Origin of the sequence: Pseudomonas marginalis, assembly GCF_001645105.1 — a bacterium.
GTDB classification, from domain to species: Bacteria; Pseudomonadota; Gammaproteobacteria; order Pseudomonadales; family Pseudomonadaceae; genus Aquipseudomonas; species Aquipseudomonas petroselini.
The window spans coordinates 49,151-73,254 of sequence record NZ_LKEG01000043.1 but is presented as its reverse complement, the minus strand read 5'-3'; the positions used below and the strand labels follow the sequence as shown (position 1 = coordinate 73,254).

The 24,104-nt window shown below is 61.2% G+C and carries 14 protein-coding genes, 1 tRNA gene and 1 pseudogene; 14 read left to right on the top strand and 2 right to left on the bottom strand.

The window, feature by feature from the left end:
- The first annotated feature begins 111 nt into the window (after positions 1-111).
- From AO064_RS17505 to AO064_RS17495, 3 genes are all read left to right on the top strand, one after another.
- Positions 112-3,021, top strand: a complete 2,910-nt coding sequence (locus AO064_RS17505; RefSeq protein ID WP_064054132.1) for an aminotransferase — start codon at positions 112-114, stop codon at positions 3,019-3,021.
- 121 nt (positions 3,022-3,142) lie between these two features.
- Positions 3,143-4,249, top strand: coding sequence for an agmatine deiminase (gene aguA / locus AO064_RS17500; protein ID WP_064054131.1), 1,107 nt, complete (start codon positions 3,143-3,145; stop codon positions 4,247-4,249).
- Positions 4,250-4,482: 233 nt separating this feature from the next.
- Complete coding sequence (locus AO064_RS17495; RefSeq protein ID WP_043204643.1) at positions 4,483-4,698, top strand: hypothetical protein; 216 nt, start codon at positions 4,483-4,485, stop codon at positions 4,696-4,698.
- A 64-nt stretch (positions 4,699-4,762) separates the two neighbouring features.
- On the opposite strand, the gene AO064_RS17490 is transcribed toward AO064_RS17495, so the two are convergent.
- Positions 4,763-6,850: a TonB-dependent receptor gene (locus AO064_RS17490; RefSeq protein WP_064054130.1), complete on the bottom strand. Its 2,088-nt coding sequence runs from the start codon at positions 6,848-6,850 to the stop codon at positions 4,763-4,765.
- 411 nt (positions 6,851-7,261) lie between these two features.
- On the opposite strand from AO064_RS17490, the gene AO064_RS17485 reads away from it, so the two are divergent.
- On the top strand, positions 7,262-8,563 hold the full coding sequence (locus tag AO064_RS17485; RefSeq protein ID WP_064054129.1) for an OprD family porin: 1,302 nt from the start codon (positions 7,262-7,264) through the stop codon (positions 8,561-8,563).
- 147 nt (positions 8,564-8,710) lie between these two features.
- Positions 8,711-9,106 (top strand): annotated as a pseudogene (locus AO064_RS17480) (SDR family NAD(P)-dependent oxidoreductase); the annotation flags it as partial.
- Between the two features lie 290 nt (positions 9,107-9,396).
- Here AO064_RS17480 and AO064_RS17475 read toward each other — a convergent pair.
- Positions 9,397-9,472, bottom strand: a tRNA-Thr gene (locus tag AO064_RS17475).
- Between the two features lie 181 nt (positions 9,473-9,653).
- On the opposite strand from AO064_RS17475, the gene AO064_RS17470 reads away from it, so the two are divergent.
- From AO064_RS17470 to AO064_RS17430, 9 genes are all read left to right on the top strand, one after another.
- On the top strand, positions 9,654-10,061 hold the full coding sequence (locus AO064_RS17470; RefSeq protein WP_012721720.1) for a hypothetical protein: 408 nt from the start codon (positions 9,654-9,656) through the stop codon (positions 10,059-10,061).
- Positions 10,062-10,787: 726 nt separating this feature from the next.
- Positions 10,788-11,822: a cellulose biosynthesis protein BcsQ gene (bcsQ, locus tag AO064_RS17465; protein ID WP_122256320.1), complete on the top strand. Its 1,035-nt coding sequence runs from the start codon at positions 10,788-10,790 to the stop codon at positions 11,820-11,822.
- Complete coding sequence (bcsA, locus tag AO064_RS17460; protein ID WP_064054128.1) at positions 11,819-14,038, top strand: UDP-forming cellulose synthase catalytic subunit; 2,220 nt, start codon at positions 11,819-11,821, stop codon at positions 14,036-14,038. The genes bcsQ and bcsA overlap by 4 nt, the downstream gene beginning before the upstream one ends.
- A complete protein-coding gene (gene bcsB, locus AO064_RS17455; protein ID WP_012721723.1) occupies positions 14,035-16,302 on the top strand; it encodes a cellulose biosynthesis cyclic di-GMP-binding regulatory protein BcsB in 2,268 nt (755 codons plus the stop codon). Before bcsA ends, bcsB begins: the two co-directional genes overlap by 4 nt.
- Positions 16,299-17,495 carry a cellulose synthase complex periplasmic endoglucanase BcsZ gene (gene bcsZ, locus AO064_RS17450; RefSeq protein ID WP_064054127.1) on the top strand — a complete coding sequence of 399 codons (1,197 nt, stop codon included), beginning with the start codon at positions 16,299-16,301 and terminating at the stop codon, positions 17,493-17,495. Before bcsB ends, bcsZ begins: the two co-directional genes overlap by 4 nt.
- The gene (locus tag AO064_RS17445; protein ID WP_064054126.1) at positions 17,477-21,316 is read left to right on the top strand and encodes a cellulose biosynthesis protein BcsC; all 3,840 of its coding nucleotides are present in this window, start codon (positions 17,477-17,479) and stop codon (positions 21,314-21,316) included. Before bcsZ ends, AO064_RS17445 begins: the two co-directional genes overlap by 19 nt.
- 16 nt (positions 21,317-21,332) lie before the next feature.
- Positions 21,333-21,998 (top strand): SGNH/GDSL hydrolase family protein, encoded by a 666-nt coding sequence (locus AO064_RS17440; protein ID WP_064054125.1) that lies wholly within the window; start codon positions 21,333-21,335, stop codon positions 21,996-21,998.
- The gene (locus AO064_RS17435) at positions 21,998-22,663 is read left to right on the top strand and encodes a hypothetical protein (RefSeq protein ID WP_064054124.1); all 666 of its coding nucleotides are present in this window, start codon (positions 21,998-22,000) and stop codon (positions 22,661-22,663) included. The genes AO064_RS17440 and AO064_RS17435 overlap by 1 nt, the downstream gene beginning before the upstream one ends.
- A gap of 17 nt (positions 22,664-22,680) precedes the next feature.
- Positions 22,681-24,096, top strand: a complete 1,416-nt coding sequence (locus AO064_RS17430; protein WP_064054123.1) for an MBOAT family O-acyltransferase — start codon at positions 22,681-22,683, stop codon at positions 24,094-24,096.
- Positions 24,097-24,104: the final 8 nt, after the last annotated feature.

The window sequence follows — 24,104 nt, the reverse complement described above, 5'->3', positions numbered from 1 at the left end:
GCATAGCTTGAGTTGTGACGCAGGGCTGCGCAAGCGCGGTGTGCATTGGGGGTTGCCTTAACCCCCTTAAAGGTGGCGATATAGACGCCTGAAAAAACAGAGGTCGTCACAATGTTGCTCGCCACGTTGATTCATCGCGCCAGCCTGCCTTGTCCACACGTCAGCTCCGACCGGGCCGCACAGTTGCTCGAGCAGCATTACGGCCTCACCGGCACCTTGCAGTCACTGGGTAGCCAGCAAGACCTCAATTATAGAGTCGACAGCGACCGTGGCCGCTTTGTTCTGAAGATCTGCCGGGGTGACTACGCGGCCGTTGAGCTGCAGGCGCAGCACGCGGCGCTGAACAGTCTGAAGGCCGATGCACACGTGCAGGTGCCCGAGGTCATCCAGGCGCTCACCGGTGAAGAGTTGCTCTCGGTCGTGGTGGACGGCCAGACCCTGCATCTGCGGCTGTTGGGGTACATCGACGGCCAGCCGTTGACCCATCAGCCCCATCTGGGCCGTGACGTGATCGCAGGCTTTGGTGAGCTGTGCGGGCGCATGAACCTGGCGCTGGCCGATTTCAAGCACCCTGGTCTGGATCGCACCTTGCAGTGGGACCCGCGTCACGCCCAGGCATTGATTGCCCACCTGCTGGCGACGCTTGAAAACCTGCCCCAGCGTGCCGCACTGGAGCAAGCGGCCGAGCAGGTCGCGACGCGCCTGCACGCCGTGGCCGACCGCCTGCCGTGGCAAGCGGTGCACATGGACATCACCGACGACAACGTCGTGTGGCAGCGTGATGCTCAGCGGCATTGGCAAGTCCGGGGCGTGATCGATTTCGGCGACCTGGTGCACACCTGGCGCATTGCCGACCTGTCGGTCACCTGCGCCGCCCTGTTGCATCACGCTGAGGGCGACCCCTTTGCGATCTTGCCGGCGATCCAGGCCTGTCACGCGGTGACACCGTTAGAGCCGGCAGAATTGCAGGCGCTGTGGCCGCTGATCGTCGCCCGTGCGGCGGTGCTGGTCTTGAGCAGCGAGCAACAGCAGCGCCTGGACCCGGATAACACTTACCTGTTGAAAAACGCCGAGCATGAGTGGGAAATTTTCCATGTGGCGACGTCAGTGCCGTTTGAGCTGATGGAGGCGGCGATTCTAAGCAGCGTCGGGCAGGCACCGGCACCGATCGACGGGCAAGGCTTCGCGCCTTTGCTGCCGGGGCTGGTCGGGCGCGAGTTCGCGCTGATCGACCTGGGTGTACTCAGCCCGCATTTCGACGCCGGGAATTGGGAGCAACCCGGTATCGATCAGCGTTTGTTGCAGGATGCGGCGCTGGTGCACGGCCTGGCCGCGAGTCGCTATGGGCAATACCGTTTGTCGCGTACCCAGCCGGACAGCGCTCACGAGCCCGAGACCTTCCCGTTGCACGTCGAATTACAGGTGCCTCAGGGGACTGCCGTTGAAGCGCCGTTCGCCGGCATTGTACGATCGGGTGTCAATGGCGAACTCCAGGTGCACAGCAACGCGGTAAACGTACGACTGTGGGGCGTAAAAGCGCTGGTTCAGCCGGGTGGGGCGGTGCTCAAGGGCCAGGTGATCGGTGCGGTTGAAGGCCCGCTGACCGTGCAACTCTGCCGCACTGACGGGCCCGCACCGCTGTTTTGCACGCCTTCCCGCGCGCAGGCCTGGCAAACGCTTTGCCCTTCACCCGCAGCAGTGATGGGATTGGCCTGCGACGCCGAACCTGAGTTGGACCCCGAGGCCCTGCTGGCCCGTCGCGACGCCAGTTTCGCCCGTTCGCAAAAGCACTATTACGTCGACCCGCCGCGCATCGAGCGCGGCTGGCGCAATCACTTGATCGATATGCAGGGCCGTTCCTACCTGGACATGCTCAACAACGTGGCCGTGCTGGGCCACGGTCACCCGCGCATGGCGGCGGTGGCGGCGCGGCAATGGTCATTGCTCAACACCAACTCGCGCTTTCACTACGCGGCGATTGCCGAGTTTTCCGAACGTTTGCTGGCGCTGGCACCGGAAGGCATGGACCGGGTGTTCCTGGTCAACAGTGGTACCGAAGCCAATGACCTGGCGATCCGCCTGGCCTGGGCCTACAGCGGCGGGCGCGACATGCTCAGCGTGCTGGAGGCTTACCACGGTTGGTCGGTGGCGGCGGATGCAGTGTCCACGTCGATTGCCGACAACCCCAAGGCCTTGAGCAGCCGCCCGGATTGGGTGCACCCGGTGACGGCGCCCAACACCTATCGCGGTGAGTTCCGTGGGCAGGACAGCGCGCCCGATTACGTCAGAAGCGTGGAGCACAACCTGGCGAAAATCGCCGCGAGCAAGCGCCCATTGGCGGGCTTTATCTGTGAGCCGGTGTACGGCAATGCCGGTGGTATTTCGTTGCCACCGGGCTATCTGCAGCAGGTGTATGCGCGGGTACGCGCCCAGGGTGGCGTGTGCATCGCCGACGAGGTGCAGGTGGGTTACGGCCGCATGGGGCATTTTTTCTGGGGCTTTGAAGAGCAGGGTGTGGTGCCCGATATCATCACCATGGCCAAGGGCATGGGCAACGGCCAGCCCCTCGGCGCGGTGATTACCCGGCGTGAAATTGCTGAGGCGCTCGAGGCTGAGGGGTATTTCTTCTCGTCGTCGGGAGGCAGCCCGGTGAGTTGCCGGATCGGCATGGCCGTGTTGGATGTGATGCAAGAAGAAAAGCTGTGGGAAAACGCCCAGGTGGTCGGTGGGCATTTCAAGGCGCGGCTGGAACAACTGATCGATCGCCATCCTCTGGTGGGCGCCGTCCACGGTTCCGGCTTTTATCTGGGCCTCGAGTTGGTGCGCGACCGGCAAACGCTGGAGCCCGCCACCGAAGAAACCACGTTGTTGTGTGACCGCCTGCGGGAGTTGGGGATTTTCATGCAGCCCACCGGTGATTATTTAAACATCCTCAAGATCAAACCGCCGATGGTCACGTCCCGACGCAGTGTGGACTTCTTCGTCGACATGCTGTCGAAGGTGCTGGATGAGCAGCTGTAAATAATCGATTGTTATCGGTTAATTACTGTCATATTCATCGCCTATCATCTTTTTTCGCTTCTAAAGCCGATTTTTATCCGCTATAAAGTCGGCCTTCACCCCATTCGGAGTCCTGAACGCCATGACCACCCTGCACAGCACCCCTCGCGCCGATGGCTTCCACATGCCTGCCGAATGGGCGCCACAGACCCAGACCTGGATGATCTGGCCTGAGCGTCCGGACAACTGGCGCCTGGGCGGCAAGCCGGCGCAGGCCGCTCACGTGGCGGTGGCCAAGGCCATTGCACGGTTTGAGCCGGTCACCGTGGCGGTTTCCGCCGGCCAGTATGAAAATGCCCGTGCGCGCCTGGATGTGCCAAATATCCGTGTGGTGGAGATGTCCAGTGACGACGCCTGGGTGCGCGACACCGGCCCTACTTTTGTGATCAACCACACTGGCGAAGTGCGCGGCGTGAACTGGGACTTCAACGCGTGGGGCGGTTTTGACGGCGGCCTGTATTCGCCGTGGAACCGCGACTCGCAGGTCGGCGGCAAGATCCTCGAGATCGAACGCGCCCCGCGCTATCGCACCGAAGGCTTTGTGCTGGAAGGCGGTTCGATCCATGTCGACGGCGAAGGCACCCTGATCACCACCGAAGAATGCCTGCTCAACCCCAATCGCAACCCGCACCTCGACCGTGCCCAGATCGAAGCGGTGCTGAGCGCCAATCTGGCGGTGGATAAAATCATCTGGCTGCCGGACGGTCTGTTCAACGACGAAACCGACGGCCACGTGGATAACTTCTGCTGCTACGTGCGTCCAGGGGAAGTGCTGCTGGCCTGGACCGATGACCCGCAAGACCCGAACTACGCACGCTGCCACGCCGCGATGAACGTGCTGCAAAGCAGCACTGACGCTCAGGGTCGCTCGTTCACAGTGCATAAAATGCCGATCCCGGGGCCGCTGTATGCCACCGAGGCAGAGTGCGCCGGTGTAGACCCGGTTGACGGCACCCAGGAGCGTAATCCGACCGTGCGGTTGGCCGGTTCCTACGTCAACTTCCTGATCGTCAACGGTGGCATCATCGCGCCGAGCTTCGATGACCCGCTGGACAGCCAGGCCAAGGCGATCCTGCAGGACCTGTTCCCGCAGCACGAAGTGGTGATGGTACCCGGCCGCGAACTGTTACTGGGTGGCGGCAATATCCACTGTCTGACCCAACAGCAGCCCGCGCCGCACAAAAATTGAGTGCAGTTGTAACAGCATCCTGGCGATAGCCGGGGCCACCCGGTTTCAACGCCCCCAGCAAGCCCGCGCCCCAGCAAGGTCGCGGGCTTTTTTGTGTCCACCTGCCTATGAACACGAGACATTGGCATAGCTCTTGTATCGCTGTTGTCACAGTGGCCCAGGGTGATGACTGCGCAGTTCTGTCATAAACCTTGAGTAAGTTAGCCGCTCACGCAGTAGGAGAGAGCGCTGAAATGAATGCCGATATCAACCTGATGTACACGCGTACGTTCCACCCTTTGCGGGTTGACGGCGACGCGATTCATGCGCTGGCGCTCTGGTTGAAGGAAAACGGCTCGCGGCAGATCCGGCAGCAGCCTGATTGGCGCAGCGTGATGAGTGAACGGTACCCGGTGGGCTTGTTCAGTGAGGACGAAGTGCACGCGTTGTGCGAGTTGATAAACAACTAGAGAACACTGAGATCAAAATGTGGGAGCGAGCAAGCCCGCTCTCGCATTTGAAGGGTGTGTAGCTTTAGAAACTGTACGTGCCTGTCACCACCAGACTGCGCGGATCCCCTGGCTGAATCTGCGCCACACTGGTCGCAGACGCGTAGTAGGTTTTATCCGCGATATTGTTCAGCGCCGCCCGCACATCCCATTCCTTCTGGCGGAAGCCGGCCAATGCGTCCCAACGGCCATAGCCTGGCAGCACCACGGTGTTGAGGCTGTCGGCATAGCGATCGCCCACCAACGTCAAACCGGTTTCCGCATACCAGCCCATCTCCGGTTTCCAAGTGATGAACAGGCTGGCATTGCGCTTGGCCACATCGCTGACGCGCTTGCCTTCGAAGCCGTTGTTGTCCTTCTCGACCTTGGCATCTTGCAGGCCGACACCACCGCGCACGTACCAGTTGCCGACGAGCTTGCCGGTGGCGGTCAGCTCAACGCCGCGTGAGCGCTGCAAACCGCTGAGCAGGGTGATGGTGCGGTTCAGTGGGTCGCTGGTGCGGCGGTTGTAGAGTTCCAGTTCGTACACCGCCAGGGTGGTGCTCAGGCGGTCGTCGAGCCAGTCGCTCTTGACCCCGATTTCCTTCTGCTTGGTCAGCTCGGGACTCAGGTCGTTGACGCTGCCGGCGGCGTTTGGCGTGATGCCTATCAGGCCGCCACCCGCAGGCGAGAAGGTCTTGCTCCATGAGGCGTAGAACGAATGATGCTCCAGCGGCGTCCAGACCAGGCCGAAGCGCGGGCTGGTGCTGTGGCTTTTGACGTCCTGCCGGGTGTTGAGCAGCTTGTTCTTGGTGTCGACCTCGAAGCGGTCATAGCGCAGGCCTGCGAGTATCTGCCACTGGTCATTCAGGCGCAGTTGGTCCTGTACATAAAGGGCGCGGCTTTCGACTTCGGTGTGGTTGTCACTCGACACACTCATCCGCCCGGTATGGCTGAGGTTGCGATTGGGCTGGTTGAGGTCCAGGGGCGGTACGACGCGGCCGCCTTGTGCGACGGTAGTGGCGGTGTACAGCTTCGGATCACGGCGCTGGCTGCCCAGTTCAAGGCCGGTGAGCAGGCGGTGTTCAAGGCCGAAGGTGCTGAAGCCACCTTCGAGCTCGACGTTATTGAAGATGTTGAGGGTGGTCAGGTCCTGCTGCCAGCGCTGGCGCGTGACGCTTCTGGTCGCCGGGGTGTAGCCGGTGAGATAGGTGTTGTCGAAATCACTGTCGAGCTTGAACACGCCTAAGGTCTGGCGCAGTTGCCAGTTGTCGTTGAGCTCATAGGCCAACTTGGAGCGCAGCGACTGGGTCTTGTCGTCGATGTAATCGCGGCTGTCGCCGTAGGTCGTGCTGCGGCTCACATCTGCCGGCCGGCCGTTGACCCCGGGAATGCCACGGTCCGGCGTGCGGTTGTAGCGGCTGTATTCGTACTGCACCAGCCAGTTCAGGTCCGGCGTGAGCTGCCAGCTCATGGACGGCGCAAACAGTTGGCGATTGCCGCTGACGCCATCACGAAAGCTGTTGTTGTCCTGGTTGCCCATGTTCAGGCGCAGGCTGATGTTGTCGGTGGGGTCGGTGCTGAGGTCGGCATACACACTGCGCAGATCGTTGCTGCCGCCTTGGGCCTCGATGCTCGACGTGTGCCCGGCGGTGGGCAGTTTGCTCACGCGGTTGACGATCCCTCCCTGACCGCCTCGCCCGTAGAGTACCGCGGCCGGACCTTTGAGCACTTCGATGCGCTCGATGTTATGCAGGTCGCGAACGTACTGGCTGTCGTCGCGGATGCCATCCAGATAGAAGTCATTGCTCGCGTCGAAACCGCGGATGCGCAAACTGTCAAAACGCGTGTCTGCGCCGCTGCTCACGTTGGGAATCCCGCTCAACGCCTGGCCCAGGTCATTGGTGCCGTAGGAACGCAGGCTTTCGGTCTTCACTGAATCGATAGCCTGGGGCACATAACGCACCGGTGTGGCGGTGCGGGTGGCGGTGCTGGTTTCCTTGACGCGCGGGTCGTCTTCGTCAGCTTCGGCGCTGATCGAGGTTTCGGGCAAGGTGGTGGCCGCACAGGCAAAACCGGCAGACAGCAGAACAGAAAGCCCAAGGGTAAGGGGCGTCAGGCGAGGGGCTGGCATGAAGGAATGTATCCGAATTGTTAGGGAGGAAAACTGCGCGTTAATGGTAATGCTTTGCATTTGCGTAAGTTATGTATTCCCAAACGTACCGGCTTTGAAATGTATTACTAAATGTGTTTTTTGACGTTTCAGGTGCGGTTTTTTGTCGCTTTCAGAACGGCTGAAGCGCATCGCTTAGAATTATTTCGCCTAAATACAGACGATTCGCGAAATTGACACATAGTTCCGGGCGCGACTAGGATTGCGCCCAACGCCTGTGGCTAACCGCCATGACTCATCCAATAAAAAAGGCCCGCGGCATGTTCAGTCGTCCGCGGGCCTTCTTTTTTCCGGAATCAGTCGACACCAGAAAAGCGACACGGAGCCTGGTGTCACAGCGCGTACTCAACCAGGAATAAGGAATACAAGAAAATGTTGAAGCAACGGATGAGTCTGATCGCTCTGGGGATTTTGAGCGCATCGACAGCAATGGCAAACGACCAGGACCAGTCCAAGGGTTTTATCGAAGACAGCCACCTGAACATCGCCGCACGTAACGCCTACATCAGCCGTGACTACAAAAACGGCAAGCAAGACAAAGCCGAATGGGGCCAAGGCTTCATCGGCAAGCTCGAGTCTGGTTTCACCCAAGGCACCGTCGGTGTGGGTGTGGACGTGATCGGCCAATACGCTATCCGTCTGGACGGTGGTAAAGGTCGCGCCGGCGCGGGCGGTATCGACTTCTTCAAACCGGGCAATGGCACCACCGACAACCCTGGCTCGGCACCACACGACCTGGCCAAGGGCGGCGCTGCCGTGAAGTTCCGCGTTTCCAACACCGTGCTCAAGTACGGTGACCAGTTCCCGGCCGTGCCTGTGCTGCAGTACGACAACTCCCGTCTGTTGTCGGAAACCTACACCGGTACGTCGATCGTTTCCAAAGAGATCGCCGGTCTGCAACTGGACGCGGGTCACTTCACCAAAGAAGCGCGCAAGAGCGCGGAAGGCACCGACAGCGGCCGCCTGAAAAGCATCGACTACATCGGTGGTAGCTACAAATTCACCGAGAGCTTGTCGGCTGCGCTGTATGCCTCGGACATGCAGGACGTGCTGAAGAAGCAATACGTCAACGTCAACTACGTCCTGGCCCTGCCAGAGAAGCAGTCGCTGACGTTTGACTTCAACGGCTACAAAACCAAGCTGGACCGCAGCTTCGCCCTGGAAAACCAGAAAGATGCTGACGCCCGCGACAACAAAATCTGGAGCCTGGGCGCCACGTGGGCTGTTGGCCCGCACAGCTTCACCGTCGCTCACCAGCGCAGCACCGGAGACACCGGCTACCTGTACGGCGGCTACCGCAACGCTGGCGGCATCGGCGACGGTGGTAACACCATCCTGCTGGCCAACTCTTACTGGTCTGACTTCAACGGTAAGGACGAGCGTTCGTGGCAAGTCGGCTACGGCATCGATTTCGCCACCTTCGGCGTACCGGGCCTGACCTACAACGTCGCCTACGTGCGCGGTACCAACATCGACGACGGCACCAACCGCGGCGATGGCTCCGAGCGTGAAATCTGGAACCAGTTCAAGTACGTGGTCCAGAGCGGTCCGGCCAAAGACCTGAGCCTGCGTGCTCGTGCCTCGTGGCTGCGCGTCTCCAATAACGCTGACCAGTACAACGTAGGCGGTAACGAAATCCGTCTGTTCGCCGACTACCCGATCAACGTTTTCTAATTGATCTGGCGTCGCGCCTGATGCCAGGCGCTAAAAAACCCCGACTGGTTCGGGGTTTTTTTATGACCGCCAGTGCGAGACACGTTTGTTACACCACGGCACTGATGATGTATCCGGCCCCATCTTTATCCCCTCCCGATGCACGCCTACGGCTTCTTCTATATCACTCAACTTGCCATTGCCGAGATGGAAAAGAACAACGCCGGCGACATCGTCAACATCACCACCAGCCTGGCTGACCATGCAATCGATGGCGTACCGTCGATACTTGCCAACCTCACCAAAGGCGGCCTGAACTCAGCGACCAAGTCATTGGCGATCGAATATGCCAAGCGCGGTATCCGAGTGAATGCGGTAAGCCCAGGGATCATCAAGACGCCGATGCATGGCGAAGAAAGCCATGCTGCGCGGGAGCAATTGCACCCGGTTGGGCACAGGGGGGAGGTGAATGACATCGCCCAGGCGATTATTTATCTGGAGAATGCGGGGTTCGTGACGGGGGAGATTTTTCATGTAGACGGCGGGCAGAGTGCCGGGCATTGATCTACACGTCCCGGCTTGATTGGGCCGGGCGTTATCTTGTCTTGGTGAGGTTGTGCGCAGGCTGGGAAGGGGGTTCACCTGCCATTTGGCACTTTAAGAAATTGAGCTCTTCCGGGAAATAGGCAGAAGGCGACAAGGACGGAGAAGCTATCAACCAGGTGAGGGCGTCGGTTGAGCAAAAATGAAGCGTGGGCACTTTTTGGGCATTTTGGCCAAAACGACGCCCAAAGTTTTTCGTGTTTTCCAAACCCCAGAAACCACAAAGCCCCGCATTGCGGGGCTTCGAGATATGGTGCCGGCACCAGGAGTCGAACCCGGGACCTACTGATTACAAGTCAGTTGCTCTACCAACTGAGCTATACCGGCGTGTTAGGGCGACGATTATAGCGATTGGAAAGGTTCTGTAAACCCCTGAATTCTGACTATTTTTGCAAAACCCAAGCTTTTCTCACAGTCGCCCCTTTTTTCGACCAGCAAGGGTAGGATTCTTCTCTTAATGCCGAAGGGTCTATCTCGGCAATCTTGTCCAAACCAAAGGAAGCCCCATATGAAACGGACTCTCTCCCTGTCCCTCGTCCTCCTCACCGCCGCTCTCGGCGCGTGCTCCACCCATCAGTCGGCCAACGACCCCGCGCTGGTTGGCACTTGGAAAGGCTTGCGCACCGAGACCGGTAAATGCCAGTTCCTGTCGTGGACCAATACCCTCAAGCCTGACGGTCGTTTCGTTATTACCTTCTACCGCGATGCGCAGCAGACGCAGGTGATCCAGACCGAGCAAGGTTCGTGGGCCGCGGCCAATGGCAAGAATGAGCTGCGCACAGATGGCGTGCGTTCACCTGATGTGTACACCTATAAGCTGCTGGACGCAGACACCGTTCACTATGTGAGTGTGGCATCGGACCCCACCAGCGATTGCCAGGACGACTACCAGTTCACCGAGCGCCGTGTCCGCTGACAAGGCAGGTTTGCTTCAAAACCGGGCACTCGGGTGCCCGGCCGTCACAAGTTTCAACTCCCTTGCCCGCACCTTTCTCGTAGTCCAATACCTTTTTTTGCCTGGCGTGAGCATCAGCAGCAAAAGCCTACAGCCTGACTGCGATCAATTTGGTCTAGTTAATGGGGCGTATCTTCCAGGCTCAGCAGGTTTAGCGCTCTGGAGGTGTCGGCCCTGTGTTATTCGGCGTGGGTTTTGCTTTGTCGTCTTGGCTGCCTGTACAGCGATATACGGGCCGTGGCTTTGCGGGCGGTTGCGGATCGACCGCTCGGCAGTTTCGCCCTTGAATACAGGCGAGGTTTCCGTATTCTGTCGCGCGATATAAACCGTCCGTTTAATCGCGGTTGTGTGTAGGCAAATTTTTGAGACAGTTTAGGGCAATCGAATATTTGTTTATGGGTATGTCAGATTAGTGCCGTTTCTGACCACTCAGCCAACAAAAAATACGATAAATCAGTGCAAGTTCATGTTCTTACAGCGAATGCATTCTCTCTAAAGAATCTGTCATAAAAATGGCGCCACGCCGTTCGTCGGATAAGATTGAGTGAAAAGCATCAAAATACTGACACCATCATTGTGATATCACAGAATGCGCCCGACACCACATAACTAAAAAAATACAAGGTCAGCCTATTGCTGACCTTTTTATCGCCTTTAAAGCGCAAACCAGGTGGGGAGGGGCAGTGAGTGAGTCGAGCAGATGACATTTCAAAACTATTCAACAAGCTGGGTGCCAACCCGAGTGGCTACCGCGAGATCGACTTCGTCCACGAGTTCATCGAGGACGATGTAGAGGTCCTGGAAACCCCGGCGGTCGTTCGAGCCCTGCCTGTGATTGAAGCGCCGTCAGCGCCTTTGCTGCGTCTGTTGGAAGAGCTGAGCCAAGGCGAAGCCGACCACCTGCAGCCGCCCGAAGTGGTGGAAGGGCGGGACGGTGAGGTGTACTCGGAGCATTCCAGCCCCAAAGTCGTGGTGGTTGTCTCGGTAAAAGGCGGCGTTGGCCGCAGCACCCTGACTGCCGCGATTGCCAGTGGTTTGCAGCGTCAGGGGCGCCCGGCACTGGCCCTGGACCTGGACCCGCAAAACGCCCTGCGCCACCACTTGTGCCTGGGCCTCGACATGCCCGGCGTGGGCGCGACCAGCTTGCTCAATGAAAGCTGGGAAGCGCTGCCCGAGCGCGGTTTTGCCGGGTGCCGCCTGGTGGCATTCGGTGCTACCGACCACGAGCAGCAACAGAGCCTGAATCGCTGGCTGGGCCAGGATGAAGAGTGGCTGAGCAAACGCTTGGCCGGCCTCAAATTGAACGGCCAGGACACCGTGATCATCGACGTCCCGGCCGGCAATACCGTGTACTTCAGCCAAGCCATGTCGGTTGCCGACGCAGTGCTGGTAGTGGTGCAGCCGGACGTGGCGTCGTTCAGCACGCTCGATCAGATGGACAGCGTGCTCAAGCCCTCTCTCAATCGCAAAAAACCGCCACAACGCTTCTATGTGATCAACCAACTGGACGGTGCGCACCGCTTCAGCCTGGACATGGCCGAGGTGTTCAAGACCCGCCTGGGTGCTGCCCTGTTGGGGATGGTCCACCGCGACCCCGCGTTCAGCGAAGCCCAGGCCTACGGGCGTGATCCCCTTGACCCCACCGTCAACAGTATCGGCAGCCAGGACATCCATGCCCTGTGCCGCGCATTGCTCGAACGAATCGACTCGGACCTCCCATGACCGACACTACGTCCTCCACGCCCTTCGTCGAAGGGCGCGCTGAACAGCGCCTAAATGGCGCCATCGCGCGCTTCAATCGGTGGCCTTCGGCGCTGCGTACGGTACTGGTTGTTGCCAGTTGCGTGCTCGGCGCCATGCTGCTGCTGGGCATTATCAGCGCGCCGCTCGACCTCTACAGCCAATGCCTGTTTGCCGCCGTGTGCTTCCTGGCGGTGCTGGTACTGCGCAAGATCCCGGGGCGCCTGGCGATCCTCGCCTTGGTGGTGTTGTCACTGGTGGCGTCGTTGCGCTACATGTTCTGGCGCCTCACCTCCACCCTCGGTTTTGAAACCTGGGTCGACATGTTCTTCGGCTACGGCCTGGTCGCGGCCGAGTTCTATGCCCTGATCGTGCTGATCTTCGGCTACGTGCAAACCGCCTGGCCGCTGCGCCGCACGCCGGTATGGCTCAAGACCGAGCCGGAAGAGTGGCCGACGGTCGACGTGTTCATCCCGACGTATAACGAAGCGTTGAGCATCGTAAAACTGACTATTTTCGCCGCCCAGGCGATGGACTGGCCCAAGGACAAGCTGCGCGTCCACGTGCTCGACGACGGTCGCCGCGACGACTTCCGCGACTTCTGCCGCAAGGTCGGCGTGAACTACATCCGGCGCGACAATAACTTCCACGCCAAGGCCGGTAACCTCAACGAAGCGTTGAAGGTCACCGACGGCGAATACATCGCCCTGTTCGACGCCGACCACGTGCCGACGCGTTCCTTCCTGCAAGTGAGCCTGGGCTGGTTCCTGAAAGATCCGAAGCTGGCGATGCTGCAAACGCCGCACTTCTTCTTCTCCCCGGACCCGTTTGAAAAGAACCTCGACACGTTCCGCGCCGTGCCCAACGAAGGTGAGCTGTTCTACGGCCTGGTGCAGGACGGCAACGACCTGTGGAACGCCACCTTCTTCTGTGGCTCCTGTGCCGTGATCCGCCGTGAGCCGCTGCTGGAAATCGGCGGCGTAGCCGTTGAGACCGTGACCGAAGACGCCCACACCGCGCTCAAGCTCAACCGCCTGGGCTACAACACCGCTTACCTGGCCATCCCGCAAGCCGCGGGCCTGGCCACTGAAAGCCTGTCGCGCCACATCAACCAGCGTATTCGCTGGGCACGGGGCATGGCGCAGATTTTCCGCACCGACAACCCGCTGCTGGGCAAAGGCCTGAAGTGGGGCCAGCGCATCTGTTATGCCAACGCCATGCTGCACTTCTTCTATGGTTTGCCGCGCCTGGTGTTCCTGACCGCGCCGTTGGCCTACCTGGTGTTTGGCGCAGAAATTTTCCATGCGTCGGCGTTGATGATCGTTGCCTACGTGCTACCGCATTTGGTGCACTCCAGCCTGACCAACTCGCGGATCCAGGGGCGTTTCCGTCACTCGTTCTGGAACGAGGTCTACGAGACCGTACTCGCCTGGTACATCCTGCCGCCGGTGCTGGTGGCGCTGGTCAACCCCAAGGCGGGTGGCTTTAACGTCACCGACAAGGGCGGCATCATCGACAAGCAGTTCTTCGACTGGAAACTCGCGCGCCCGTACCTGGTGTTGTTGGCGGTGAACCTGGTCGGCCTCGGCTTCGGTATCCACCAGTTGATCTGGGGCGATGCGTCCACTGCCGTGACCGTGGCGATCAACCTGACCTGGACCCTCTATAACCTGATCATCACCAGTGCCGCCGTAGCCGTGGCCTCGGAAGCACGCCAAGTGCGTTCCGAGCCGCGTGTCAGCGCCAAGCTGCCCGTGAGCATCATTTGCACCGACGGCCGCGTGCTTGATGGCACCACCCAGGACTTCTCGCAAAACGGCTTCGGCTTGATGCTTTCCGATGGTCACTCGATCACCCAGGGCGAACGCGTGCAATTGGTACTGTCGCGCAACGGCCAGGACAGCCTGTTTGACGCCCGCGTGGTGTTCAGCAAGGGCGCGCAGATCGGCGCCCAATTCGAAGCCCTCAGCCTGCGCCAGCAAAGCGAACTGGTTCGCCTGACCTTCTCCCGGGCCGATACCTGGGCCGCGAGTTGGGGCGCCGGTCAGCCGGATACGCCGCTGGCGGCCCTGCGCGAAGTCGGCTCCATCGGCATCGGCGGCTTGTTCACCCTCGGCCGCGCCACCCTACACGAACTGCGTCTGGCCTTGAGCCGCACCCCCACAAAACCGCTAGATACGCTGATGGACAAGCCATGACCTCGAACATATTCGCTCGCCCTCATCCGCGCCGTGCACTGGCGCTGATGATCGCCTCGCTGATGGGCTTCAACACCCTCGCGCAAGCTGCCGAGCAAGCGGTTGCCACCGTGCCGGTACAAAGTACCGACACCGGCTACAGCCTGACCCTCAAGCAATTGGGGCGTCGCGACACCATGAACCTGCAAGGTGTGGAGTCGTCCGACAGCGTCAACTTTGATATCCGTGCCGATGAAGTGGTGAAGGGCGCGCAATTGTTGCTCAAGTACAGCTACTCGCCGGCGCTGCTGGCCGATCTGTCGCAGATCAACGTGCTGGTCAACGGCGAAGTCGCCGCCAGCCTGCCGCTGCCTAAAGAAGGCGCGGGCACGCCGCAAGAGCAGTTGGTGCAGATCCCGGCGCACTTGATCACCGAGTTCAACCGCCTGAGCCTGCAGTTCATCGGCCACTACACCATGTCTTGCGAAGACCCGCTGCACAGCAGCCTGTGGGCCAAGATCAGCAACAGCAGTGAGCTGAAAGTGCAGGTCGAGCCGATCGTGCTCAAAGACGACTTGGCCGTGCTGCCGCTGCCGTTCTTCGACAAGCGTGACGCACGCCAGGTGAGCCTGCCGTTCGTGTTCGCCACCGCTCCCGACAGCGCCGCGCTGGAAGCCGCCGGTGCTCTGTCGTCGTGGATCGGCGGCCTCGCCAGCTACCGCGGCGCGACGTTCCCGACCACCCTCGGTGAGCTGCCGGCCAAAGGCAACGCCATCGTGCTGGTGCAAACCGCCGACGCGATGGACATACACGGTGTTGCCGTTGCCAAGCCGGCCGGCCCGACCCTCACCCTCATCGCCAACCCGAACGACGCCAACGGCAAGCTGCTGATCGTCACCGGCCGTGACGGTGCAGAACTCAAGCGCGCCGCTAACGCGGTGGTGCTGGGCAACCCGGTATTGGCCGGTAACAGCGTGGTGATCACCAAGCTGGATACCCTCGCACCGCGTCGTCCATACGATGCCCCGAACTGGCTGCCAAGCAACCGCCCGGTCCGCCTGGGCGAGTTGATCGAACAGCAAAAACTCAGCGTGTCGGGCTACAACCCAGGCGCGATCAGCGTCGATATGCGCCTGCCGCCAGACCTGTTCAACTGGCGTGAAGAGGGTGTGCCGCTCAAACTCAAATACCGCTACACGCCGCAGCAGGTGTCGACCAACTCCTCGCTGCTGATCGGCCTGAATGATCAGTTCATGAAGTCCGTGGCATTGCCGTCGGTGAGCAACCTGGGCGGCGGCCAAACCCTGCTCGACCAGTTGAAGAAAGACGAAAGCCTGCCGCGTGAAGTGACGACCCTGTTGCCGATCAGCTCGGCATCGCCCAAGTCCAAGCTGCAAGTGCGCTTCATGTACGACTACATCAAAGAAGGCGAATGCCGCGACATCATCGTCGACAACATGCGCGGTTCGGTCGACCCGGACTCGACCCTCGACGTCACGGGCTACCAGCACTACATCGCCATGCCGAACCTGGGCGTGTTCAACGACTCGGGTTTCCCGTTCACCCGTTTGGCTGACCTGTCGGAGTCGGCCGTGGTCATGCCCGACAATTACGGTACCGACGAGCTGACCGCCTACCTGACGGTGCTTGGCCGTTTTGGCGAAGCCACCGGCTACCCGGCCACTGCGGTAAAAGTAGTGCAGGCCAAAGACGTGCAAAGCGTTGCCGACAAAGACCTGTTGGTGCTCGCCACCGCTGCCAACCAACCGCTGCTCAAGCAGTGGCAGCAATACCTGCCGGCGACCAGCGATGGCGAGCAACACCAGTTCCTACTGTCTGACCTGCCACGTTATGTGCGCAGCTGGATCAGCCCGGACCCGGCGGCCAACCAACACCCGGCCAACACCGGCATTACCTTCAAGGGCCTGAGCAACAGCACGTGGCTGGCGGGTTTCCAATCGCCGCTCAAGAGCGGTCGCAGCGTGGTGCTGATCGCCAGCAACCAGCCTCAGGGCCTGCTGGAAGCGACCAACGCGCTGATCGGCGGTGACGACTATAAAGACTCGATCCAAGGCAGCCTGGCGGTGGTGCAAGGCACGCAAATCAGCTCGCTGGTAGGCGATGAGCAGTACTACGTCGGCAAGCTCAACTACTTCAAATTCATGCAGTGGCAACTGTCGCAGAACCTGGGTTGGATGCTGTTGATCACCTTCCTCGGCCTGGCCGTGGTCACCAGCCTGATCTACTTGTCGCTGCGTGCCCGTGCAAAACGGCGGTTGGCATGAGCCCGCTTAAGAGCATGGCCCTGGCGGCGCTGGGCGCGGTGATGTTCGTCGGTAGCGCGCAAGCGCAAACCTGCGACTGGCCGTTGTGGCAGAACTACGCCAAGCGCTTCGTGCAGGATGATGGGCGCGTGCTGAACTCGTCCATGAAACCCACCGAGAGCAGCTCGGAAGGCCAATCCTATGCGATGTTCTTTGCCTTGGTCGGCAACGACCGTGCGAGCTTCGACAAGCTGTGGACCTGGACCAAGGCCAACATGTCGGGCGCCGACATCGGCCAGAACCTGCCCGGCTGGTTGTGGGGCAAAAAAGCCGATAACACGTGGGGTGTGATCGACCCGAACTCCGCCAGCGACGCCGACTTGTGGATGGCCTACGCCTTGCTCGAAGCGGCGCGCGTGTGGAATGCACCGCAGTACCGTGCCGACGCGCAATTGTTGTTGGCCAACGTTGAACGCAATCTGATCGTGCGTGTGCCTGGCCTCGGCAAGATGCTGTTGCCAGGCCCGGTGGGCTACGTGCACGCCGGTGGCCTGTGGCGCTTCAACCCGAGCTATCAGGTGCTGGCGCAACTGCGTCGCTTCCACAAAGAACGCCCGAATACCGGCTGGAATGAGGTGGCCGACAGCAACGCCAAAATGCTTGCCGATACGGCCAGCAACCCTCACGGCCTCGCGGCCAACTGGGTCGGTTACCGCGCCACCAGCGCCAACACCGGGCTGTTCGTGGTCGACCCGTTTTCCGATGACCTGGGCAGCTATGACGCGATCCGCACTTACATGTGGGCCGGCATGACCGCCAAGGGCGATCCGCTGGCGGCGCCCATGTTGAAATCCCTGGGCGGCATGACGCGGGCCACCGCAGCATCGGCCACCGGCTACCCACCGGAAAAAATCCATGTACTGACCGGCGAAGTCGAGAAAAACAACGGCTATACGCCGATGGGCTTCTCGGCCTCCACCGTCGCCTTCTTCCAGGCTCGCGGCGAAACCGCGCTGGCGCAGTTGCAGAAGGCCAAGGTCGACGACGCGCTCGCCAAAGCCCTGGCCCCTTCGGCGCCGGACACCGCGCAGCCGATCTACTACGACTACATGCTCAGCCTGTTCAGCCAGGGCTTTGCCGATCAGAAGTACCGTTTTGAACAAGACGGTACGGTCAAACTTTCCTGGGAGGCCGCATGCGCCGTCACACGCTAGCCATTGCGATTCTCGCCGCCCTGGCCTCCACCGCCAGCGTCGCTGAAACCAGCGACCCGCAGTCCCTGCTGATTGAGCAGGGCTACTACTGGCAGGCGAAAAAGAACCCCGAACGCGCCCTGGAAACCTGGCAGAAATTGCTGCGCCTGAGCCCGGACCAACCGGATGCGCTGTACGGGATCGGCCTGATCCAGGTGCAACAGAACCACCCGGCCGAAGCGCAAAAGTACCTGGCCCGTTTGCAAGCGTTGAGCCCGGTGCCGCGCCAGGCCTTGCAACTGGAACAGGACATCACCGTTGCGGTTCCGGACAACGCCAAGTTGCTGGAACAGGCGCGTGAACTGGGCGAGCCGGAGGCCGAGCGTGAACAGGCTGTGGCGTTGTATCGCCAGATTTTCCAGGGCCGTCAGCCTCAAGGCCTGATCGCCCGCGAGTACTACAACACCCTGGGCTTTACCGCCAAAGGCAGCAGCGAGGCCATCGCCGGCCTGCAGCGCCTGACCCGTGAACGCCCGAACGACCCGATCGTTGCGCTGTTCCTGGCCAAGCACCTGGCGCGTAACCCGGCCACCCGGCCTGACGGTATACGGGCCCTGGCTAAACTGGCATCGAACAACGACGTGGGCGGCAACGCCGACGAAACCTGGCGCTTCGCGCTGGTCTGGCTCGGCCCGCCGAAGCCGGACCAGGTTTCGCTGTTCCAGCAGTTCCTCACCGTGCACCCGGATGACAGCGAGATCCGCGCGCTGATGAACAAAGGCATCGCCCAAGGTAAAGGCGGTGGCACCTGGCAGCGTGATCCGCAGATGACCAAGGCTTTCAAGGCGTTGGATGACGGCGACCTGAAAACCGCCGAGCCTCTGCTGGCGGCGCGCCTTGCGCAAAAATCCAATGACGTTGATGCCCTCGGCGGCATGGGCGTGTTGCGTCAACAGCAAGAGCGCTACAGCGACGCGGAAAACTACCTGGTCCAAGCCACGCGCTTGCCGGGTGGCGCTGCTTGGCAGTCGGCCTTGAATGATGTGCGCTACTGGAACCTGATCAGCCAAAGCCGTGACGCCCAGCGTGCCGGTCGTAGCGCCCAGGCCCGCGACCTGGTGGCCCAGGCCGAACGCCTGAACCCAGGCCAGCCTGGCGCGGCTATTGCGCTGGCGGGCTTCCAGGCCCAGGACAACCAGTTCGACGACGCCGAAGCGGGCTACCGCAAAGTGCTGGCTCGCCACCCTGGCGACCCGGATGCCTTGAGCGGCTTGATCAACGTGCTGTCCCAGTCGGGCCAGCCGGATGAAGCCTTGAAGCTGATCGACTCGGTGTCGCCGGCCCAGCGCGCCAAGTTCGCACCGAGTGTGAAAATCAACGCGTTGCGCGCGACCCAGGTGGGCAAGCTGGCCGAGCAGCGGGGGGATCTGAAGGCCGCGCAAGCCGCCTATCGCCAGGCCCTCGATGCCGACCCGGAAAACCCCTGGACCCGCTTCGCCTTGGCGCGCATGTACCTGCGCGACGGGCAGATCCGCAACGCGCGAGCCTTGATCGACGGCTTGCTCAAGTCCCAGCCCAACCAACCCGATGCGCTGTACACCAGCACCTTGTTGTCGGCGCAATTGAGCGAGTGGAAGCAAGCCGAGGCCACCTTGGGGCGTATCCCCACGGCACAGCGCACGGCGGACATGAACGAACTGGCGACCGACATCGCGCTGCACCAGCAGACCGACATCGCTATCGAAACCGCTCGCCGTGGCCAGCGCCCGGAAGCCTTGGCGTTGCTCGGACGTTCCGAACCGCTGACCCGCAATAAACCCGAGCGTGTGGCCGTGTTGGCCGCCGCCTATGTGGAAGTGGGGGCTGCGCAGTACGGTCTGGACATGATGCAGAAGGTGGTGGAGAACAACCCCAACCCGACGGTCGACCAGAAGCTGCTGTACGCCAACGTGCTGCTCAAGGCCAACAAATACAGTGAGGCGGGCGAGATCCTGCGCGAAGTACAAGGCCAGCCTTTGACCGAGACCGGCCGCCAGCGCTACGACGATTTGATCTACCTGTACCGGGTCAAGCAGGCCGACGCCCTGCGTGAGAAGAACGACCTGGTGGCGGCTTACGACATGCTGTCCCCGGCCCTGGCCCAGCGCCCGAACGACGCCTTGGGCGTCGGCGCCCTGGCGCGGATGTACGCCGCCAGCGGCAATGGCAAGAAGGCCATGGAGCTGTACGCGCCGTTGATCCAGCAGAACCCCAATAATGCGCGCCTGCAACTGGGCCTGGCGGACATCGCCCTGAAAGGTAATGACCGTGGCTTGGCGCAAAGCGCCAGTGACAAGGCGTTGGCCCTGGAGCCGGGTAACCCGGAGATCCTCACCTCGGTCGCGCGCATCTATCAGGGCCTGGGCAAGAACAGCGAAGCCGCGGAACTGCTGCGCAAGGCCCTGGCGATTGAAAACGCCATGAAGGCCAAGACCCAGGTAGCCCAGGCCAGCGCTCCAGGTACGTCGTATAACCCGTTCGTGGGCTTGCCGGGCCAGCGTCGCCAGGTCACCGACCTGACCGTTGCCGGCGCGGTACCGCCACCGATCGATGCACCGACCAAGTCCGTGACGTCCAACGCGTTTGCGAGTGCCACGTCCAACGACTTGAGCGACCCGTTTGTGCCGCCATCGAGCATTGCGTCGATCGACAGCCCCGAGCTGAGCCCGGCGCGTCGTGCGCTGGACACTATCCTGCGTGACCGTACCGGTTATATGGTGCAGGGCTTGAGCGTACGCAGCAACAACGGTGAGAAAGGCTTGAGCAAAATCACCGATGTGGAAGCGCCGTTTGAAGCGCGGATGCCGGTGGGGGATAACACTGTGGCGCTGCGGGTGACGCCGGTGCATTTGAGTGCTGGTAGCGTCAAGGCTGAGTCGTTGTCGCGCTTTGGTAAAGGCGGCACAGAGCCGGCGGGCTCTCAGAGCGATAGCGGTGTCGGTTTGGCCGTGGCGTTTGAAAACCCGGATCAAGGCCTCAAGGCTGACGTCGGCGTGAGCCCTCTGGGCTTCCTCTACAACACTCTCGTGGGCGGCGTGAGCGTGTCGCGTCCGTTCGAGGCCAATTCGAACTTCCGCTACGGCGCCAACATCTCGCGGCGCCCGGTCACCGACAGCGTCACTTCCTTTGCCGGCTCCGAAGACGGCGCGGGCAACAAGTGGGGGGGCGTCACCGCCAACGGCGGCCGTGGCGAGCTGAGCTATGACAACCAGAAACTGGGCGTCTACGGCTACGCGTCGTTGCATGAGTTGCTGGGCAACAATGTTGAAGACAACACCCGCCTGGAGTTGGGCAGCGGTATCTACTGGTACCTGCGTAACAACCCGCGCGACACGTTGACCCTGGGTATCAGCGGTTCGGCGATGACCTTCAAGGAAAACCAGGACTTCTACACCTACGGCAACGGCGGTTACTTCAGCCCGCAGCGCTTTTTCTCCCTCGGCGTACCGATTCGTTGGGCGCAAAGCTTTGACCGCTTCAGTTACCAGGTAAAAAGTTCGGTGGGCCTGCAGCATATCGCGCAAGATGGCGCGGATTATTTCCCTGGCGACAGCACGCTTCAAGCCACCAAAAATAATCCAAAGTACGACAGCACCAGCAAGACTGGCGTCGGCTACAGCTTCAACGCCGCCGCCGAATACCGCTTGAGCTCGCGCTTCTACCTGGGCGGCGAAATCGGTCTCGACAACGCCCAGGACTACCGCCAGTACGCCGGTAATGCTTATCTGCGCTACTTGTTCGAAGACCTGAGCGGGCCTATGCCCTTGCCGGTCAGCCCGTACCGTTCCCCTTATTCCAACTGATTAATCGGAGTCATTCATGCCTGTTTCTGCGATTGCCGGCCTAACCATGCTGGTATTGGGCGAAAGTCATATGAGCTTTCCCGATTCGTTGCTCAACCCGCTGCAAGACAACCTCACCAAGCAAGGCGCGGTGGTTCACTCCATCGGTGCGTGCGGTGCCGGTGCGGCGGATTGGGTTGTGCCGAAAAAAGTCGAATGCGGCGGCGAGCGCACGCCCACCGGCAAGGCCGTGATCTATGGCAAAAACGCCATGAGCACCACGCCGATCCAGGAGCTGATCGCCAAAGACAAACCCGACGTGGTCGTGTTGATCATCGGCGACACCATGGGCTCCTACGCCAACCCGGTGTTCCCTAAAGCCTGGGCCTGGAAAAGCGTGACCTCGCTGACCAAAGCCATCACCGACACCGGCACCAAGTGCGTGTGGGTCGGCCCGCCATGGGGCAAGGTCGGTTCGCAGTACAAGAAAGACGACACCCGCACCAAGCTGATGTCGTCGTTCCTCGCCAGTAACGTGGCGCCGTGCACCTACATCGACTCGCTGACGTTCTCGAAGCCAGGCGAGTGGATCACCACCGACGGCCAGCACTTCACCATCGACGGCTACCAGAAGTGGGCCAAGGCCATCGGTACAGCCTTGGGTGACCTGCCGCCATCGGCCTACGGTAAAGGAAGCAAATAATGAAACGGATGACCCTGGGCCTGGCGACCTTGCTCGCCAGTGTCAGCGCCTACAGTGCCGACATCCCGCTGTACCCGACCGGCCCGGAGCAAGACGCAGCATTCCTGCGTTTTGCCAACGGCACCCCTGGCGAATTGAAGCTGGTGGCGGACGGTTCCAAGGCCAGCCTGGTGTTGAGCGGCGACAAACCCGTGTCGGCGTTCCTGCCGGTTGTCGGCGGCGACAAGCCGATCAAAGGCGTATTGAGCAGCGGCGGCAAAAACGCTGATTTCTCGGTGAAAGTGGCGCCGGGCGAATTTGCCACGGTGGTTGCACTGGTCGATGCCAAGGGCGCCACGCGCCAATTGGTGGTGCGTGAAGTGCCGGACGACTTCAATGCGCTCAAAGCCTCACTGGCCTTCATCAACGCCGACGCCACCTGCGCCGACGCCAGCCTGGAAGCCGTGGCGCAAAAGGCCGACCTGTTCAAGCAGGTCGCTGAAGGTGCCGTGCAGCGGCGCATGATCAACCCGGTGGAATTGTCGGTGCAGCTCAAATGCGCCGGCTCGCCGGTGGGCCAGCCGTTGACGTTCACCCTCAAGGCGGGCGAGCGCTACAGCGTATTGGCCGTTCCTTCAGACACAGGCTCGAAGTTGCTGTTCGCCTCTGACGCACTCGCTAACTGATCGGGCCCGACACCACCATGGTCTTTGCCTCACTCGAATTCCTCACGCTGTTCCTGCCGGCCTTCCTGTTGATCTATGCCCTGGCTCGTCCGAGCTGGCGCAACGTGATCCTGTTGATCGGCAGCTGGTTGTTCTACGGCTGGTTGAGCCCGTTGTTCCTGTTCCTGCACATGGTGTTGACCGTGGTGGCATGGGTCGGCGGCTTGCTGGTGGACCGCTCCCGTGAGGACGGCAAAGGCCGGGTGCGCCTGTTGATCGCGTTGATCGTGTTCAACACGGCCGTGCTGTGTTGGTACAAGTACGCCAACATCGTCGCCGGCACGGTGAGCGAGGTGATCACCTGGTACGGTGCGATGCCGCTGGACTGGCAGCGCGTGGCCTTGCCGGCGGGCTTGTCGTTCATCGTGTTGCAGGCGATTTCCTACCTGGTGGATGTGCACCGTCATACGGTGCCGGTGGAGCGCAGCTTCATTAACTACGCCACCTATATCTCGATGTTCGGGCACTCGATTGCGGGCCCGATCATCCGTTACGACTGGGTCCGCCGTGAGCTGAGCCAGCGGTATTTCAACTGGGCGAATTTCTCCCTGGGCGCACGGCGCTTCATGATCGGCATGGGCATGAAAGTGCTGGTGGCCGACACCTTGTCGCCGCTGGTGGACATTGCCTTCCACCTGGAGAACCCCAGCCTGGTGGACGCCTGGATCGGTTGCTTGGCGTATTCGCTGCAACTGTTTTTCGACTTCGCCGGCTACAGCGCCATGGCCATCGGCCTGGGCTTGATGCTGGGCTTCCACTTCCCGGAAAACTTCAACCGGCCGTACCTGGCCAGCAGCATCCAGGACTTCTGGCGGCGTTGGCACTTGTCGTTGTCCAGTTGGCTGCGCGACTACCTGTACATCGCGCTGGGCGGTAACCGTGACGGCGTCTGGCGCACCTACCGCAACCTGTTCCTGACCATGGCGATTGCCGGGTTGTGGCACGGCGGCGACAGCTGGAACTACCTGTTGTGGGGTTCGGCCCACGGCGTGGCGCTGTGTGTTGACCGCGCATGGTCGCGGTCGAGCTTGCCGAGCATTCCGCCGGTGCTGGCGCACGTTCTCACGCTGCTGTTTGTGTGCCTGGCCTGGACGTTGTTCCGCGCGCCGGACTTCCATTCGGCACTGACGATGTACGCTGGCCAGTTCGGTCTGCACGGCATGGCCTTGGGTGACGCGATGGCCGTGGCCATGCGCCCGGCCCATGGCATGGCGGCGTTGCTGGGGCTGGTGTGCATCATCGCGCCGATCTGGCAGGTGCGTTGCGAACAGCGCTTCGGCACCCAGCCGTGGTTTGTGGTGGCGGCCTCGCTGTGGCCGGTGGCCGGGTTTGTGTTGTCGTTCGCGCTGATTGCCAGCCGCGACGCCGTACCGTTTCTGTACTTTCAGTTCTAAGGACGCCC